At 33.8% G+C, this 17,194-nt stretch carries 18 protein-coding genes, 1 pseudogene and 2 riboswitches; of the genes and pseudogenes, 16 read left to right on the forward strand and 3 right to left on the reverse strand.

The window, feature by feature from the left end:
• Position 1: 1 nt before the first annotated feature.
• Positions 2-778, forward strand: a complete 777-nt coding sequence (locus tag BKP45_RS13990) for a 3-oxoacyl-ACP reductase (protein WP_071390312.1) — start codon at positions 2-4, stop codon at positions 776-778.
• Positions 779-1,018: 240 nt separating this feature from the next.
• On the opposite strand, the gene BKP45_RS14000 is transcribed toward BKP45_RS13990, so the two are convergent.
• Positions 1,019-2,113 carry a tyrosine-type recombinase/integrase gene (locus BKP45_RS14000; RefSeq protein WP_071390314.1) on the reverse strand — a complete coding sequence of 365 codons (1,095 nt, stop codon included), beginning with the start codon at positions 2,111-2,113 and terminating at the stop codon, positions 1,019-1,021.
• Between the two features lie 417 nt (positions 2,114-2,530).
• On the opposite strand from BKP45_RS14000, the gene BKP45_RS14005 reads away from it, so the two are divergent.
• The 9 genes and pseudogenes from BKP45_RS14005 (at position 2,531) to BKP45_RS14045 (ending at position 9,750) form a co-directional block, all read left to right on the forward strand.
• Positions 2,531-3,148: a hypothetical protein gene (locus tag BKP45_RS14005; protein WP_139193837.1), complete on the forward strand. Its 618-nt coding sequence runs from the start codon at positions 2,531-2,533 to the stop codon at positions 3,146-3,148.
• 231 nt (positions 3,149-3,379) lie between these two features.
• Entirely contained in the window at positions 3,380-3,772 is a 393-nt protein-coding gene (locus tag BKP45_RS14010; RefSeq protein ID WP_245747496.1) for a rhodanese-like domain-containing protein, read from the forward strand.
• Positions 3,773-3,792: 20 nt separating this feature from the next.
• A complete protein-coding gene (locus BKP45_RS14015; RefSeq protein ID WP_071390316.1) occupies positions 3,793-4,194 on the forward strand; it encodes a rhodanese-like domain-containing protein in 402 nt (133 codons plus the stop codon).
• On the forward strand, positions 4,178-4,438 hold the full coding sequence (locus BKP45_RS14020; protein WP_071390317.1) for a metal-sensitive transcriptional regulator: 261 nt from the start codon (positions 4,178-4,180) through the stop codon (positions 4,436-4,438). The genes BKP45_RS14015 and BKP45_RS14020 overlap by 17 nt, the downstream gene beginning before the upstream one ends.
• Positions 4,439-4,562: 124 nt before the next feature.
• Positions 4,563-4,926 (forward strand): annotated as a pseudogene (locus BKP45_RS14025) (rhodanese-like domain-containing protein).
• A gap of 21 nt (positions 4,927-4,947) precedes the next feature.
• On the forward strand, positions 4,948-5,232 hold the full coding sequence (locus tag BKP45_RS14030; RefSeq protein ID WP_071390318.1) for a rhodanese-like domain-containing protein: 285 nt from the start codon (positions 4,948-4,950) through the stop codon (positions 5,230-5,232).
• A gap of 69 nt (positions 5,233-5,301) precedes the next feature.
• Entirely contained in the window at positions 5,302-7,245 is a 1,944-nt protein-coding gene (gene cdr, locus BKP45_RS14035; RefSeq protein ID WP_071390319.1) for a CoA-disulfide reductase, read from the forward strand.
• A gap of 210 nt (positions 7,246-7,455) precedes the next feature.
• Positions 7,456-9,096: a GMC oxidoreductase gene (locus BKP45_RS14040; protein WP_071390320.1), complete on the forward strand. Its 1,641-nt coding sequence runs from the start codon at positions 7,456-7,458 to the stop codon at positions 9,094-9,096.
• A gap of 57 nt (positions 9,097-9,153) precedes the next feature.
• Positions 9,154-9,750 carry a polysaccharide deacetylase family protein gene (locus tag BKP45_RS14045; protein WP_071390321.1) on the forward strand — a complete coding sequence of 199 codons (597 nt, stop codon included), beginning with the start codon at positions 9,154-9,156 and terminating at the stop codon, positions 9,748-9,750.
• A 73-nt stretch (positions 9,751-9,823) separates the two neighbouring features.
• On the opposite strand, the gene BKP45_RS14050 is transcribed toward BKP45_RS14045, so the two are convergent.
• Positions 9,824-10,228, reverse strand: a complete 405-nt coding sequence (locus BKP45_RS14050; protein WP_071390322.1) for a hypothetical protein — start codon at positions 10,226-10,228, stop codon at positions 9,824-9,826.
• A 258-nt stretch (positions 10,229-10,486) separates the two neighbouring features.
• On the opposite strand from BKP45_RS14050, the gene BKP45_RS14055 reads away from it, so the two are divergent.
• The 6 genes from BKP45_RS14055 (at position 10,487) to BKP45_RS14080 (ending at position 14,432) form a co-directional block, all read left to right on the forward strand.
• Positions 10,487-11,233 (forward strand): DUF2161 domain-containing phosphodiesterase, encoded by a 747-nt coding sequence (locus tag BKP45_RS14055; RefSeq protein WP_071390323.1) that lies wholly within the window; start codon positions 10,487-10,489, stop codon positions 11,231-11,233.
• A 478-nt stretch (positions 11,234-11,711) separates the two neighbouring features.
• Positions 11,712-12,683, forward strand: a complete 972-nt coding sequence (locus BKP45_RS14060; protein WP_071390324.1) for an aromatic acid exporter family protein — start codon at positions 11,712-11,714, stop codon at positions 12,681-12,683.
• 151 nt (positions 12,684-12,834) lie between these two features.
• Positions 12,835-13,143, forward strand: a complete 309-nt coding sequence (locus BKP45_RS14065; protein WP_322788164.1) for a BC1872 family protein — start codon at positions 12,835-12,837, stop codon at positions 13,141-13,143.
• A gap of 144 nt (positions 13,144-13,287) precedes the next feature.
• A complete protein-coding gene (locus BKP45_RS14070; protein ID WP_071390325.1) occupies positions 13,288-13,605 on the forward strand; it encodes a hypothetical protein in 318 nt (105 codons plus the stop codon).
• Positions 13,587-13,997: a UPF0175 family protein gene (locus BKP45_RS14075; protein WP_071390326.1), complete on the forward strand. Its 411-nt coding sequence runs from the start codon at positions 13,587-13,589 to the stop codon at positions 13,995-13,997. Before BKP45_RS14070 ends, BKP45_RS14075 begins: the two co-directional genes overlap by 19 nt.
• Positions 13,998-14,204: 207 nt before the next feature.
• A complete protein-coding gene (locus BKP45_RS14080; RefSeq protein ID WP_071390327.1) occupies positions 14,205-14,432 on the forward strand; it encodes a hypothetical protein in 228 nt (75 codons plus the stop codon).
• A 167-nt stretch (positions 14,433-14,599) separates the two neighbouring features.
• On the opposite strand, the gene shc is transcribed toward BKP45_RS14080, so the two are convergent.
• Positions 14,600-16,483 (reverse strand): squalene--hopene cyclase, encoded by a 1,884-nt coding sequence (gene shc, locus BKP45_RS14085; protein WP_071390328.1) that lies wholly within the window; start codon positions 16,481-16,483, stop codon positions 14,600-14,602.
• A gap of 164 nt (positions 16,484-16,647) precedes the next feature.
• A riboswitch (cobalamin riboswitch) is annotated at positions 16,648-16,838 on the forward strand.
• Positions 16,839-17,014: 176 nt separating this feature from the next.
• A riboswitch (cobalamin riboswitch) is annotated at positions 17,015-17,175 on the forward strand.
• The last annotated feature ends 19 nt before the right edge of the window (positions 17,176-17,194 follow it).

Genomic DNA, 17,194 nt, shown 5'->3' on the forward strand with positions numbered 1-17,194 from the left:
TATGGATACACAATTACAACAAAAAGTTGTCCTCATAACAGGTTCAAGTAGAGGGATAGGAGCTGCGATCGCAAGAGGTTTTGCAGAGCAAGGGGCAACGGTTGTCATCAATTATTTGAAAAATAAAGAGAGGGCCGAGCAACTAGCAAATGAACTAATCGAGAAGTATGATGTTGATGCTTATACAGTACAAGGTGATGTAACAAATGAAGCAGATATGAAATCTTTGTTTGAGGAGGTTATCTCTGAATTTGATACGATTGATATTGTTGTCAACAACGCTCTACATGCATATGCGTTCGATCCCGAACAACGAAAGCTCGCTTGGGAACTTGAATGGGAAGATTACCAACGACAAATCGATGGCGCATTAAAGGGGACGTATAATGTATGCAAACATGCAATCTCTATTATGAAGAAAAAGAGAGCGGGACGGATTATAAACATGGTTAGTAACCTTGTTTATCGTCCAATTGTACCATACCATGATTATAATACTGCTAAAGCAGCCGTCCTTACGTATTCTCAAAACTTAGCGGTAGATGTTGGAACTTTTGGTATCAATGTCAATTGCGTAGCACCGGGTCTTGTTTATCCGACTGATGCAAGTAGAACAACAAAAGAGGAAATAAAAGAATTGATAAAGCAGCAAACCCCACTTCATAGAATTGCTACACCTAATGATGTTGTTGGTAGTGTATTATTTTTTGCAAGCAGCTGGTCAACGTTTGTTACTGGACAATGCATGGTCGTTGACGGTGGATTGGTCATGAAATAACATATTTATATGGGACTGTTCAACTGTGAACGGTCCTATTTTTTAGTTTTTAGGTAGATGATGTTTTACATTGTAATTGTTGTGATGAGTGGTTGGTCTCAAAAAAGGAGACAGGAGGTAAAAGAAAAAACATGCCACTCTTTTTGGAGAAAGAGTGACGATGATTATGAAATTAAAGACAATTGTAGTAAAGGAACTTACCGAGCAAGGGTAAGTTTTTTTTACGTTCTTTTAAACTCTTTATAAGGAAAAACTTAAACGTTCAATTGCTTGTTTTCGTGTATGATCTTGAACATGGGCATATACCTGTGTTGTTGCAACAGATTCATGGCCGAGTAAACTTTGAACCGTCAACACATCAACACCATTCTCAATTAATGCAGTCGCAAATGTATGTCTTAACTTGTGTGCAGTTATTGGCTTATCTCTTAAAATAGGAACATGTGATTTTGCTCGCTCAATCGTACGTTGGATCATTTTCTGTAATGCACTTAATGTAACTGATTCTGTATATGAATTTGTTTTAAAGTCATAGCCGATGATCAGTGAAGCACGTGATGTTTCTCTTCTTGATGAAGGAGGAAGTGAATGTAAATAAAATTGAATAGTCTTTATCGTTTCACTCGTAAGTGGAATTGTTCTTTCCTTATTTCCTTTTCCTCGTACAGTTAACGTTTGGCGCTCAAACTGTATATCCTTCATTTTTAAAGCAGAAAGTTCAGAAATGCGTAAGCCTGTTGACGTTAATAAATAAAAAACTAAGTAATCACGGTGTTTTAATTTTTCATGGTAAAGCCGTTTTCGTAGATTTTTTTCAGGTTGTTCAGTTTTAATATAGTCTAGTAATTGGCGCACTTCTCTTTGTGTTAAAAATATAGGTTCACGCTTTCCAATTTTCGGTCTGTTCACATTTGTAACTGGGTTAGTTGTTGTTTTTTCTATTTCAATGAAATAATCAAATAAGGATTGCAGGGCTGATAGTTTACGATTAATCGTACGTGCTTCATTTTCAACTTCTAATGAAAGGTAACTTACATAAAGTTGAACAGAGGACGTTTCTAGTTTTAAAAAATCTTCTAAAGGAAGCTGAATAATATCTTCTAACTTGCTTTCCGTTTGTTTCATTACATATGTAAAAAAATCACAAAAATCATAAATATAACGTTGGATGGTAGCTTTAGAATATCCGAGTGTAATTCTGCTGATTAAATAGTCTTGAATAAAAAAGGGTAGATGCTCAATTCGGTTATATTCATTTTTCAATGCTTCATGTTGGAAATTATTTGTATTTTTTTCTTCTGATCGAATCGCATTTAATCTTGCAAACAATGACACTATTATCACCTCAATTCTAGTTTATCGTAAAATTAACGTTCTGTGAAATAGTTATTTCACAGAACGTTAAGGTCGTGTTTGTAACTATGTAATAAGTGGCGATATTAGGTGGGTTGGTTTTTTCTGTGGTTTCAACAAATTAGGGGAGCTTGTGCCCATGAAGGTTTAAAAAGCAGCCAATTTTGCGGAGATAGCGGAACTACTGAATTTGGTCCCATAAATTCATTTTCCAATCCACTTTTTAAATCGTCATTGATAGTTGTTTTTTAAACTAGCTATTATTTGGATACAAGAGAATTAGAACAAATTAGAAAAAGGGACAAATTGTAAAATATAAGAATTATATAGGTTAGATAATATTACTATAATCATGATTTAAGGTAAAATAATGATATGATATAATTAAAAGGGAGGTGAATGAACATGGAAGAATTGCTACTAAAGATTTTAGATGGACAAGCAAAAACAGAAAATCAGTTAAATAGCCTACGATCTGAAATGAAATGTGAACTCCATAACATAAAAGGAGATATCAACAATATTAAAGATGAAATCTTTAATATGAAAGGCGATATGAGAAATTTACAGACCGATTTCTCTACTATGAAAGGCGATATGAAGAATTTACAGACCGATTTTTCTACTGTAAAAGGCGATATGAAGAATTTACAGACCGATTTTTCTACTATGAAAGGCGATATGAAGAATTTACAGACCGATTTTTCTACTATGAAAGGCGATATGAAGAATTTACAGACCGATCTTTCTACTGTAAAAGGCAATATGAAGAATTTACAGACCGATTTTTCTACTGTAAAAGGCAATATGAAGAATCTACAGACCGATTTCTCTACTATGAAAGGCGATATTAAAGAAATTAAAACAGCGGTTTTCCGCATCGAAAAGCATCAGGAAGAAACAATTGTTGGCATGTTACTGCATGTAAAAAAACAAGTAGATCAAAAAGATTGCCAAATAAAAGTATTAAACCAGAGATTATTTGATGTTGAAGTCAAGACTGAGACTTCTCAATAATTTTATTAGTAAGTACTGTTATTTACCAATTTCACTCTTATGAAAAAAATCAAGCCTAATTAATAAAATGTTTTGTTCCTCGTACTCTCTTCATTTAAACGAACCCACCAACCTCAAGCACCAACCATAAATTGATTGGTGCTCTGAATGATGATTAAATCTCCCTATTGACTTTTATACCCCCTCAGGTATAAAATAAAAACATCAAATGACGAGAGGAGTAGTTATTCAGTGATCAAAAAATATTTTCATTTCATTTTATTATTCTTACTATTATTGTTATTTTTTGGCTATAAGCAGTTCCAAGCTCAAGGAATTGAACAAATTAATACAGATCAATTAGCTGAAATGTTAGAGAGCGATGGCCAAAATGATGTATTTTATATTGATGTTCGTGAACCACATGAATTTCAGGATGGACATATTAACGGCATGGTGAATGTTCCATTAAGTCAGTTAGAAAATAATTATGACATAATTCCTAAAGAGAAAACAGTTGTTATCTTTTGTCGTAGTGGAAACAGAAGTTTGCAAGCTGCTAATATTTTAAAAGATATTGGTTACAAAGATTTGGTCAATGTAAAGGGTGGGATTCTTGATTGGAAAGGTGAAGTGGTGAAATAAGGGAAATAGGTGATTAAATGATGTATTTCACGATTATTAGTGTAACTATTTTACTTAAGGTTTACTATCTATACAGAAGACATTTTCCAGTTAAAGGGATAGAATGTATCAAATTAGATAAAATAGTTAAAACAAACAATGCATACATTCTTGATATTAGAGATTATGAATTGGCTCATCATCATCAAATAAAAGGAACGATAAATATTCCATTGGCTTATTTAAAGAGAAATTATCGAGGGTTAAACGAAAAGAATGTATATATTATAGCTTCAAATATTGTAGATGTAAACATAAGTAGTCGCTTCTTACTTAGAAAAGGGATTAAAATAAATGGCTTCTATTTAATTCATCATCCAAATAAAAAGTCCAATATACAAAATTGCAAGAACAGGAGGGTCATACATGGAGTACACGGATAAAATGAAAAATAGAATCAAACGTATTGAGGGACAAGTAAAAGCGATTTCAAGAATGATGGAAGAAGGGAAAGACTGTAAAGAACTAGTCATACAAATATCTGCAGCTAGAAGTGCTTTAGATCGAACGATAGGTTTAGTCGTTAGTTCAAATTTGGAGCACTGCGTCAGACAGCATGTTGAGAAAGGTGAAGAGACTGAAGCATTTATTCAAGAAGCCGTTAACCTACTCGTAAAAAGTAGATAAAGTTTAGCGGTTTCTTGGAAAGTGGATTAGTAATGTAACTAATTTACTAAACTAAAATTTTTTTGTCTACCTATTACCTATACGAGTATAGGTTAAAGAAAACGAATGAGAAGGTGTGAAATAAATGGATGTAATTATAAACGTAGTACTCGTTGTTATTGCTGGTATATATTTTTATTCAATCGATTCGTACCGGTTAAGGGTGTTAATCAAATTACAACGGAAGAATTAAAAACGAAACTAAAAAGAAAAGACATTCAATTTGTTGATGTTCGAACTTTAGGAGAATTTACTAGCAACCACATAAAAAGCTTTAATAACATTCCACTTCATGAATTAACTATAAAGTCCGAAAAATTAACGAAAGATAAAGAGTTGTTGTTATCTGCCAAAGTGGTATGCGAAGTAATAAAGCAGCAAAATTGTTAAAGAAAATGGGTTTTCAACAGATTACAAATGTTAAGGGCGGTATGAGTTCATGGTACTAATTTTATAAAGGGCGTGGTTTCATGAGGGAAATCAGATCAACAGAAGTCGGAAAGTTAAAAAATCCAATTATTATTGATGTTCGTGAGGACGACGAAGTACGAACAGGTAAAATACCGGGGAGCATTAACATACCACTTAGTATCCTTGAGTTTAAAATGTACGATTTAGACAAGGCTAAAGAATATATCATTGTTTGCCATTCAGGTGCCAGAAGTATATTAGCTACACGTTTTCTCTTAAATCATGGGTACAATGTCATCAATATGGTTGGCGGAATGCTAGATTGGAAAGGGATAGTGGTTTAATTTTTTTTAAGATTAAATACCTATACGCGTATAACTAATTGAAGTTAAAATATAAGGGAGGAAGTATAAATGAGTAAAAAAATAGTGATTGTTGGTGGTGTTGCAGGTGGTGCAACGGCTGCTGCTCGCTTAAGAAGATTAGATGAAACTTCTAAGATTGTTATGTTTGAAAAAGGGGAACATATTTCTTTTGCTAACTGTGGTTTACCCTATTACATTGGTGAAACGATTACCGATCGAGAAAAGTTATTAGTTCAAACTGTTGAAGGAATGTCTAATAAATTTAAATTAGATATTCGAAACTTAAGTGAAGTTATTGATATTAACCGTAATAACAATACTGTAACTGTCAAAGATTTACGTACAGGAGAGCAATATGAAGAGGGCTACGATCAATTAGTTCTATCACCAGGAGCTCGCCCGATTGTCCCACCTATACCAGGGTTAAAAGAAGCAAATGCCATTTTTACGTTACGAAATATCCCAGATACTGATCGAATTAAATCGTACGTTGATCATAAAAATCCGAAACGTGCTGTCATAGTAGGTGGTGGTTTTATTGGCTTAGAAATGGCTGAAAATTTATATGAGCGTGGCCTATATGTGACGATTATCGAAATGGCCGATCAAGTGATGGCGCCTCTTGATTATGAAATGGCCTCGATCATACACACACACCTTAAGGATAAAGGAATTAATCTTATATTAAGTGATGGGGTAAAGTCTTTTGAAGATGAAGGGAAAAAGGTCGTGACACAAATCGGAAAGGAAATTGAAACAGACATGATCATCCTTTCTATAGGTGTACGTCCTGAAAATGAACTTGCAGTTCGGGCAGGCTTGAATGTTGGTGAACGTGGTGGTATTCAAGTGAATGAATATTTACAAACAAGTGATCCTACGATTTATGCAATTGGTGATGTGATTGAAGTGAAAGATTATATTAACGAACAACCAACGATGATCCCACTGGCTTGGCCAGCTAATCGTCAAGGAAGAATCGTTGCTGATAATATTTATGGGAAAAATGTTCGTTATAATGGGACGCTAGGCAGCTCGATAGCAAAAGTTCTCGATTATACGGTAGCCACGACTGGAAATAATGAAAAAACGTTAAAACGTCTAGGGATTCCTTATCAAGTGGTCCATCTACACCCTGGCTCACATGCAGGCTACTATCCTGGAGCAAGTCCAATTGCCTTAAAACTCATCTTTGATAAAGAAACGGGGAAAATTTATGGAGCACAAGCAGTTGGAAAAGACGGAGTTGATAAACGAATTGACGTAATTGCTACTGCCATCAAAGGAAATTTATCAGTAATGGATCTTGTCGATATAGAGTTAGCCTATGCACCTCCGTATTCGTCTGCGAAAGATCCAGTTAATATGGCTGGTTATGTAGCGACCAATATCGTTGAAGGAGTACTTGAAACAGTTCAATGGAATGAGATCGATGAAATTGTTACTAATGGTGGAACTTTAATAGATGTTCGTAATCCAATAGAGCTAGAAATGGGGTATATCAAAGGTTCAAAAAATATACCGCTTGATGATTTACGTGATCGGTTAGCTGAACTACAAAAAAATGAAACGATTTATGTCAGCTGTCAGGTTGGATTACGTGGTTATTTAGCTACTCGAATACTACAGGAAAATGGTTTTAACGTGAAAAACTTGGACGGTGGATGGAAAACTTATTCTTCAGTTTTCAGTCATACTAATGTTGACAATCATGTTACTATAACGAACGATGAAGGTGTAGCTATTAGACAAAAAGAATTAGAGGAAATAGATGTTTCAATAGATGTTACAGGTATTCAGTGCCCAGGCGCGATTATGAGTGTATCGAAAGCAATGAATGAAATGATGGATGGACAAGTTTTGGAAATAACAGCTAGTGATGTCAACTTTATAAAAGATTTATCTACTTGGTGTGAGTGCAATGGTTATATAATTTTCAAGCAATTAAATGAAAAAAAGATGGTGAAAACGTATATTCAAAAAATAGATTAATATTACAGAATGGTGTCCGAAAATAGGAAGAACAACAGAAAATGGGACCAAATGTAGTCTAATTATATAATACTAAGAAAACGCTATACTTTAGCGTTTTTTTGTTTGTTAGGTAATTAGACTTAATACTAAATTAAAGTATTTATAATATGTATATTTTGGTTTTTTTAAAATAAATATTAAAAGAGTCCGTAAAGTGGGGGGGGAATAATGTTGAAAATAATAATTGCTAAAAGTACTGATACATTGAGGAAAATTGCTCATTCACAAAATATAGATATGCATTCATTATTAAGAGTTAATGCTCATATTGATGATCCTGATGGAGATATCACGAATATGAAAGTGTATATTCCCCCTGAATTAAATAATCATTTCAAAATTCCTCCATTTGGCTATCCGAAAATGCCAGAAGAATTTATCAATCATTGGATACCAACGACTTCAATTGAAAAAATGGTACTTGAAGAATATGACGTTCTTATCGTAGGTAGTGGAGCTGGTGGGTCAGCAGCACTATACCGTGTATGTGAACAATGGAGTAAAAAAGGGAAGAAAATTGGAATGATAGAAGCTGGTGGATTATTACTACCGACACACGCGCATAATATTTCCACCTTGGAAAATGAAAGATTTCCTAAGTACTTCTTAAACCCGAATATTAGCACCCCGGTAGGTTGGGAACTTCCCGAATTTCCTGGAGCGAGAATCGTTTATGCTTTAGGTGGAAGAACCTTATTTTGGTCTGCCGTTACACCAAGAATGCATAAAATAGAATTTCCAATTAATGATTGGCCAATTTCTTATGATGATTTAATTGGGTATTATAATAAGCTTGAGAGGGTTATGGGGGTAACTAACGACTTTACTAAAGATGCTTCTATAACAGATATTACATTAAAAAGACTAAGGGAAAATGGTTTCCCTCAGGCTACTGGAGTACCGATAGCCACTGACATTTCAAAGACAAAGTTTGGTACAATCAAATCGGATGTATACTTTAGTTCGATAGATTTTCTTGCAAGGTCACTTGAACTAAATCCATTTGATCTCTCAATTAATACTAAAGGAGTACGTGTTATCGTAAATAATGACAAAATATCTGGGATAGAAGTTGTAACTCCTGAGGGGCAACCCTATATTATTCGAGCAAAAAACATCATTTTATCAGCTAGTGCACTTGAAACTCCAAGAATCTTATTAAATTCAGGAATTGAAGGAAAAGCAATCGGGCATTATCTAGTAAATCATTCTTTTTTAGAAGTTAACGGTAGTTTTAATCGCTTTGACTTCCTAGAAAATTTTGGTAATCTTGGAATTTTAGTTCCGCAGACGAGGGAAATTCCATTTCAACTTCAATTATACGGTTTAGGTGGCTTTTTTTTCTATTATAAAAATCAATTGCCTGAGCAAGATAGAATTCCTTTTTTTGTACAAGGTTTCGGAAAAGTTGAAGCTAGGTACGAAAATAAAGTTATGCTACATTCAACAAAAAAAGATAGATTTGGCTACCCGACAATTGATGTTAATTTTTCATATAGCCAAAAAGACTATCGATTAATTTCTTATATTCATAACCAAATGGAATACGCTCTAAAAATCATAAATGGAAAGAAAGACGAAGAAATATCTTTACGACCACCTGGGCTTGACTATCATGAGATGGGAACTTGTAGAATGGGGGATGATCCTGAAACTTCGGTTACAAATAAGTACGGGCAAGTTCATCATGTTCGTGGACTCTTTGTTGCTGATAATAGTGTATTACGAAACACTGGGGCCGCAAACCCAGTTATAACAACCATGGCATTAGCTCTTCGTACAGCTGATTATATTACACAAACTAATTAATAAATGGGAGTTGGAATTAGAATCATGAAAAATCCATGAGTAGTTTCTGAGGGGATCGTGTACGATCTAAAAGATGAGCGTTGGATAAAAAACTTGAAACAGGTAAAAGAAGCTAATAAGAAAGTTGTACTTACTTTTGATGATGGTCCGAGCAGGCACTTAAATACGATATTGAATATCTTAAAAGAGAAGAATGTTCAAGCGATATTTTTTTGGCAATCCAAATTATTGTATCACGAGAGACCGTGGCAGCGGGTGATAGATGAAGGCCATATGATTGCTTCGCACGCTCACAATCATAAAAATCTAGTGAAATTGACCCGAGGTGAACAATTTCGTCAAATAAATAATAGTATAAGGATTATAGAAAACGTGACTGGATCAAAGGTAGGATATTTCCGCCCGCCATTTGGTCAATATAACGAAGATACAATGGAGATTTTAAAAGAATTTGAATTAACGCCAATTATGTGGGAAATTACCTCTTATGATTGGGAAAATAAGCAAAATCCCCATAAAATTGTATGTAATGTCATTGAACATATAATGGATGGCTCCATAATCCTACTTCACGAATTAGAACAAACTGTTTCTATTCTTCTGGAGCTTATTGATAACATTAGAGATAAAGGGTTTGAATTTTCTCTACTATAGACCGATAAATTTCTGGTATTACTAAATATATATAACGAAAAAACAGCTTAATGCTCTATTTTTTTATGGGCGTTTAGCTGTTTTCATTTTCATTAGTAATTCGATATAGAAAATGTTCCATCTCGAGGACTATGTCATTAGAGGAATGGTGAAAGCAAACACTTTGTTTTTTAAAAGCACGTTTTAAAAGTAAATTAGCAATTTTTATCGCTTCAGGACCATGATTTGGATTTCTTTTGATGCGAATCAAAGCTAAATGGAGTTGATCTCGTAACCTTCTCAGTGATAGTAAATATTCTGAAGCATGAAAGAAGCTTCTCATCATTTTTTGATCTGATAATAAATAGAACACCAAAATTATTTGTCTTCTACAATCCTTACTATTTTGTACTAGTAATTGTTCAACCGAATTGTTATTATCGCCGACCATTAATGATTTTTCGTGTTTTACTTGTTTTATAAAAGTTTCAAGCTCCATAAACCCTCACTCCAAATAGGTAGTAGTCATATTTTTCTTGTTATCATTAGAAAATATCTAAACTTCTCTTTAGTAGATTTTTATTAACATTTATTGGACAATATACCGAAAAGGAATGAGAAGTTTTTACTACATAGAAAAATACATACTTGGAAAAGCGAAATTAGGGTATATCCGGACCCATAATCAATAATTAATGATAAAATGGAGAGATGAAGCTGCAACTATTTTTTTAGAATTGGCTGGTGTTTATATATTATGAAAGAGAAGAAAAAGCTATTAGAGGTTGACTTATATAAACCAATCCAAACGTATTTTATTAAAGAAGGATATGAGGTTTATGGTGAAGTTAATGACTGTGACATTGCCGCTATCAAAGAAGATGAATTAATTGTTATCGAATTAAAACTTACCTTAAATGTTGATCTCCTTATCCAAGCCACAAAACGGCAGCGGTTAACAGAGTTTGTCTATGTCGCAGTACCTAAACCGAAATACAGCTTACGATCCAAACGTTGGACAGATCTATGTCATTTAATTAAAAGGCTTGAGCTCGGATTAATTATTGTATCATTTACAGGTAATCGTAAAAAAGCTGCAATTATCTTTCATCCGACTCCATTTAATCAGAGTAAAAATACACGTCAAAACAAACAAAAAAGAAAAAGGTTACTAGCGGAAATTAACGGCAGAAGTGCAGATTATAATCTAGGTGGGAGTAATCGAACGAAAATTATGACCGCTTATAAAGAGAATTGTATACAAATTGCATGCTATTTAGAAAAATTCGGCCCTTTATCGCCCAAAAGACTAATTGAAATGGGGGCGGGAGCGAAAACTTCTTCAATTTTAACAAAAAACTTTTACCAATGGTTTGAAAGAATTAAAAGGGGGATATATATCATTAGTGAAAAAGGGAAACAAGACATAAAAGAGTATCCTGAGCTTGTTACTTATTATCTAGAATTAATGAATAATACCGATGTGAATAAAGGAGAAAATTAGTGTAGTTTTATAAATTAACGAGAGAGCGAACAGGAACACAAAGTGTGTTTCTGTTTTTTTACATAATCACAAACTATAAATTTCTAACTTGGAAACTGTCTAGCGCAAGAAGGCTACGATCTCGGCCACTTCTTACCTTTTCACAGTAGCCAAAGAGATGCCTCTGTCAAAGGTCTTTAGTTTCGTATATTATTTGCAGTGAAAGGGCTAAAAGCCTAAATAGGTACCTTGTTCTTTTCTCACTAATGAAATAGAATGTTAGATTTTCTAATGGAAATGTAGTTATTGTTTCTTTTTTTGTACTATAATCATTTCAACAATTAACAAAGTTACAAGTTGTGTTAGATGATTTACAAAAAGTACTGAGATATAGTAGTGCACTAACTTATTAATGTTAATTGAAGAGAAACCCAAAAAGTACTAGGGAAATATCACTCACTTTATTATTTATATCGAAGAAAAAGGAGTCCTTTCTATTATGAAATACAAAATAGGCTTTCGAACCATCAAAACAGCTGCTGCAGTCTCTATTGCGATTACGATTGGTCAATATTTTGATTTGCAGTTTTATGTTTTTAGCGCAATCATTACGATACTTTGCGTTCAAACATCGAAGAAAAAATCATTAGAGAGCGCCTCAGCTAGGTTTATGGCCTGTATGCTTGCAATACCTTTTACGTATGTTTTTTTCGAAGGTATAAGTTTTTCTCCTCCAGTTATCGGACTCTTACTACTATTTTTTATCCCTACAACTGTTTTTCTTAAAATTAACGAAGGAGTGGTAACGAGTACGGTTATTATTTTGCATATTTATCTGACTGGGCATGTTTCTTGGTCAATTGTATTAAATGAAATTGCCTTGGTATTAATAGGAGTAGGATCGGCGTTGTTAGTAAATCTATATATGCCTAACTTAGAAAGGCAGTTACAAAAGAAACAAGAAGAAGTTGAAACGAACATCCAACATATTATTAGTGAGATCGCTGAATATTTAAGGACCAATCAAAAGCTTTGGACAGAACAAGAAATTACAGATTGTGTAAAGGGAATTAGAGAGGCAAAATCTCTTGCTTATCGAAATTTAGAAAATCAACTTTCTAAAAAAGATGATTATTATTATCGGTATTTCACCATTCGAGAAAAGCAAATGGAAATAATAGAGAGATTAATACTTAATATGGAACATATTCACCCAATGGTAGAACAACGATATCTTATTGCTGACTTTATTGAATTTGTTAGCTCCTATTTCCACTCAGATACAGACAAGACTATTTGTCTTAAAAAACTCAAACGAGTGGAAGAAGATTTCAAAAAAGTTCCTCTACCAGAAACTTGGGAGACATTTGAAGCTAGAGCACATTTACTACTAATAGTAAGAGAATTAGAGTATTATCTTTCTATTACAACCAAAATGAATGCCAGTCGTAAAAAATTGGCATATAATTAAATTATTTGGAATATGATTTAAAAGTAATGGTGCAGAGATTTTCTCTGGACCTTATTTTAATGGATTTTGCACATGATTTTACGGCTTATTAATAGGCTTCTAGCGATGAAAGTGGTAAAATAAAAAAAATAGAACAAAGGGAGAACAGAGTATGATCAATAAAAAAGATGTAATAGCACGTAGAATATTTGGATGGAGTCTAAATAGTTCAGGTAAGTGGTTCGACCTTGAAAAACGGACTTTCATTAGCGATTCAGAATTTAAGCCTGATCAAAATCTAGATCAAGCGATACTTATCGTAGAAAGACTACAACAGTTCGGATTTACATACACTAAGAAAAGTGATTTTGAGGTTGGTTTTAACGACATATACGGAACGGGAAACACACTAGCAGAAGCGATCACTAATGCAGCGTATCAACTAGCAGAAAATAGCTCAATATCTGATGATTGGCTATAATCATACATGAAACAACATTAACCAAAACTCATGCATCTTTTTTAAAATGTGTGAGAGTTTTGGTTATTTTTATTAATCTAGTCATAGTTTGTTGACGATTACGCTTTATTTTTAAACGGCTAATGATTACAAAAGGAGAGTAAGATGGGAAGATCTTTAGAACAAAAACGTAAAAGACTAAAAAGAAAACAACGATTAAAAGACGCTAAAAAGAATTGGCTAACACAAACAATAACTTCAAAAAATATCTTGCCATCCTATTGTCAGTGGTATGGCGTTGATAAGCTTTGTGCATTAATAGAGTTAGAAATGCTTGGTCACTCTTTCAGTGAAGAATATAAACAAAATATTATGAAAGAAATAGAAGAAAAAAGATCTCAAAAAAAAAAGCACGTAAAAGAAAACATCAACCATATTTGGAGGATGATTTTGATTCAGACGAAATGTTTGCCTTTATCGTAGATTATACTGAAGGGGGAGCGCCTATTGGGATTACTCACGAGGAATGGGATAAAACGGAAAATTTGAACCGTGTTCCGCCTGATTTGCTTAATAATGAGGTTATGATCAAGTTGCCAAAAAGCACAACTAAATTAATTCGGCAACTTGATCATAACCAACCTCTAGAAAATTTAGTTCAATATTCAATCGCTATTACTTTGTATGTCTCAAAATCTCTTTCCTTATCGGAGGCAGCGACTGTAGCTGGGCTTAACTTTACTGACTTTATTAACCTATTAACTTCAAATCATATCCCTTGGAATACAGATTTAGAAGACAGTCATTTTGACCATCAATCAAGTTTACAGTCATTAATATTTGAGGAGGCCAGTTATAACCATAAAGAAGAGTAGTGGCTAAGATAGGTTAATAAATGAACGATAAGGAGAAAAATAAACAAGAAAACGTGAAAATGGTATTCTTGATCAATATTATTAAAAGTTAACTGATGAACAAAAAAGAAAATTCCTGACTATCGTTAGATCGATGAATATAGTTAAACATGTATAAACAATAATAGATAGTTAATTCTATATAAAAAAGATAAAAGGTGGTTAATCATGGATCAGTATAAAATCAAACACATGATTATAGATGATCATTTTGATGGACAAGAATACGTAACAGCTGATTTTTCCTATAATAATAAAGATTATAGTGTAACATTCAATAAATCCGACCTTGAAACAATCAACACGTGGCTTTTTGAAGAAAACAAATCCATTCCAGCTCATTTATCAGAAAGCGTAATAGATGCAATAAGGGATGACGTTAGAAAGAGGATCTAGTTTAAAATGCTAGATCCTTTATGGGTTTTGTGGAAATTACGCTTAAAGTTGTAGTTTTTCCGGGGAGTGAATTTATTATTCTAAAATACAAAATCCGATCTATAACCCCGATATTTTTTTCATATTAAAGAAAAATAACTATATTAAAATAGATATTTTAAGGCTATCTATAGTTCATATTGCGATAAAAACTTGTTTCGGTAATTACTTAACGTAAGTAGAGGCCAAATGTAGCGATAGCTATGATAATGAATGTAAAAGGCTCCTGGTAGACCAGCTCCTGTTGGATAGTCTGTCTTCCAACTGTCTTCTTGAACACTTTGAATAAGTCGCTCTATTCCTTTATCAATAATGGTAGTAGGCTGATCAAATACGGAAATGAGCGCATCCAATGCCCATGCCGTTTGCGAAGGTGTACTTGCATTAAGGGGAACATACTTTTTGTATGCGTCACTATAGCAAGACTCTCCCCACCCCCCGTCCTTATTTTGAATGGAATGTAACCAATCTATACCTTTCGTAATGGAAGAGTGATTCTGGCTAATGCCAACAGCTCTTAACCCTGTAATAGCTGCCCACGTACCATAAATATAACAAATGCCCCAACGACCATACCATGAACCGTTTTCTTCTTGATTTCGAACTAACCAACGAGCGCCCATTCGTATTTGTGGATAAATCACATGTAAATTCACATCATTACCTAAAAACTCTAACGTTCTTCCAGTTAAGTCCGTTGTTGAAGGATCAATAAATGTTCGTTCCGCCTCATCAATTGGTATGAAGGTAACCATGAAGTTATCAGTGTTTCTTTCAAATGCAGCCCATCCACCATCATTATTTTGCATCGATAATACCCAATGAACACCTCTAGACCAACTATTTGAAAAATTTACATAGTTACTCGCAAGTTCATTTATTGCTCTCAAAGCTGCTGTTGTATCATCAACATCAGGATTAATGGTATTAATATCTGAAAAACCCCACCCCCCCGGAAGTGTATTCGGATTGTTAAATGCCCAGTCCCCGTATTTCGTGTGCTGTCTTGATAAAAGATAGTTACCTGCTTTTACAATCATCGGATCAAATGGTTCAACGCCAGCTTTTTGTAACGAATGACTAATTAAGGCGGTGTCCCATACGGTTGAAGTAGAATTTTCAGTATGATACCCATGTTTTGTTCTGCAAATAAGACCTTTTAGGCCGTTGATAGCATTTACAATTACTGGATCCGTTTTTGAATAGCCAAGGGAAAGTAGAGAAAATACCATAAGGAAAGTTGCACTAAAATAACTATATAACGTTCCATCAGGTTCGATTCGCTTCAACATAAATTGTTTTGCTTGTTCAAAAGCAAGACTACGAATCTGTTTCGGTAAGTAGATAAGTTTTTTTATTTCCCTTTTTATCGTCTCAATAATGCTTTTTGAAAAATCAAGTGGACGGTCATTGAGGTGTCGCTCTCCAAGTAATTCAGATAAATTCGGAGTTTCTTTCGTTTTTAGATGGAAATCCATATTTGAAGCGATAAGGATCGGTACATAGTGAACCCGAGCATATCCGACAAGGTCATATAAACTAATTGGAGCAGAGCGAGGTAACAATATAAATTCAATTGGAACTTGGAAAGCTTTAGGCCAAGAAATTTGTCCAGTTAAAGATAGGATAACCTTTGTTAAATCATGGGCACTTGCGAGACCACCTTTTTTCATAATAAACGATTTCGCCTTTAGCATACGGTCTTCCTTTTCATTTACATAGCCTGAATAAAGTAACGCGAAATAAGCTTCAATTGTTGCAGAAAGATTACCTTCTTCTTCGTCATAAAATTCCTTCCAAACACCATTAGTGCTTTGAATTGAAAGAAGTCGCTTTACTATTTTTTTTATTAGCTCCTCATCTTGATGGTTTAAAGATTTTAATAATATAATCATATAGGCATCTGTCTTTACGCCAGTTTCAAAGCAAAATCTCCAAGACCCATCAGCTTTTTGGTGAGTGCGTAATTTATCAACTAGATAATTTATTGTGTGGTGAATAGTAGCTTTCAAATTAAACACCTCCTACATACAAACGTATAGTAATAGGACGCTTATTATGCATATTTAAACAGAAAAATTAATCTCAACATACTAAACATTTTAAAGAAAAAATTAGTTTTATTATCTATTCCTTGCAAAACGATAATAAATATTATTTAATAGATTTAGAAAATTTAATAATTTCATTTAAGAGTGCTTCATATTAAAATGTGAAGATAATAGGGAAATCGGTTAGAGTCCGATGCAGCCCCCGCTACTGTATTCGCTGATGAAATTGTCTGTAACCACTGACGTTTAAGTTGGGAAGGAGGCAAGAGTAGAAAGAAGCGTAAGCCAGGAGACCTGCTTTTAAAGTTGTTTCTTTATTCTTCGGTGGGAGGGATAGAATTCATATGATATATAAGTTATTTTACTTTATCTATTTATGTGTTCTAAACCCTTAACCTCTCGTTAAGGGTTTTTTATTCTTATTTCGCACTCTTAAGGGCAATAAATCCCCCACTGATTGAAGTTCAGCTTTATAGACATTTCAACAATTAAATATCTTACAAAAAGGTACGTGACCTTAAAGGTAACGTTTAAAAGGGAAGATGGTGTAAATCCGTCACGGTTCCCGCCACTGTAATGGGAAGATTCTCAAACAGTATTTAAGTTTACAGGGTCTTATGGAGTTAGTGAACCAGCTGCTCGTTTGTATAGTGGAGCAAGTCACTATCACTA

The organism is Anaerobacillus alkalidiazotrophicus (genome assembly GCF_001866055.1).

What these genes read in the sequence shown, in the direction of transcription:
- BKP45_RS13990 (WP_071390312.1), top strand. Translation starts at nt 2, where the DNA reads ATGGATACACAATTACAACAAAAAGTTGTCCTCATAACAGGTTCAAGT.
- BKP45_RS14005 (WP_139193837.1), top strand. Translation starts at nt 2,531, where the DNA reads ATGAACATGGAAGAATTGCTACTAAAGATTTTAGATGGACAAGCAAAA.
- BKP45_RS14015 (WP_071390316.1), top strand. Translation starts at nt 3,793, where the DNA reads ATGTATTTCACGATTATTAGTGTAACTATTTTACTTAAGGTTTACTAT.
- BKP45_RS14020 (WP_071390317.1), top strand. Translation starts at nt 4,178, where the DNA reads ATGGAGTACACGGATAAAATGAAAAATAGAATCAAACGTATTGAGGGA.
- BKP45_RS14030 (WP_071390318.1), top strand. Translation starts at nt 4,948, where the DNA reads ATGAGGGAAATCAGATCAACAGAAGTCGGAAAGTTAAAAAATCCAATT.
- cdr (WP_071390319.1), top strand. Translation starts at nt 5,302, where the DNA reads ATGAGTAAAAAAATAGTGATTGTTGGTGGTGTTGCAGGTGGTGCAACG.
- BKP45_RS14040 (WP_071390320.1), top strand. Translation starts at nt 7,456, where the DNA reads ATGTTGAAAATAATAATTGCTAAAAGTACTGATACATTGAGGAAAATT.
- BKP45_RS14050 (WP_071390322.1), bottom strand. Translation starts at nt 10,228, where the DNA reads ATGGAGCTTGAAACTTTTATAAAACAAGTAAAACACGAAAAATCATTA.
- BKP45_RS14055 (WP_071390323.1), top strand. Translation starts at nt 10,487, where the DNA reads ATGAAAGAGAAGAAAAAGCTATTAGAGGTTGACTTATATAAACCAATC.
- BKP45_RS14060 (WP_071390324.1), top strand. Translation starts at nt 11,712, where the DNA reads ATGAAATACAAAATAGGCTTTCGAACCATCAAAACAGCTGCTGCAGTC.
- BKP45_RS14065 (WP_322788164.1), top strand. Translation starts at nt 12,835, where the DNA reads ATGATCAATAAAAAAGATGTAATAGCACGTAGAATATTTGGATGGAGT.
- BKP45_RS14070 (WP_071390325.1), top strand. Translation starts at nt 13,288, where the DNA reads ATGGGAAGATCTTTAGAACAAAAACGTAAAAGACTAAAAAGAAAACAA.
- BKP45_RS14075 (WP_071390326.1), top strand. Translation starts at nt 13,587, where the DNA reads ATGTTTGCCTTTATCGTAGATTATACTGAAGGGGGAGCGCCTATTGGG.
- BKP45_RS14080 (WP_071390327.1), top strand. Translation starts at nt 14,205, where the DNA reads ATGGATCAGTATAAAATCAAACACATGATTATAGATGATCATTTTGAT.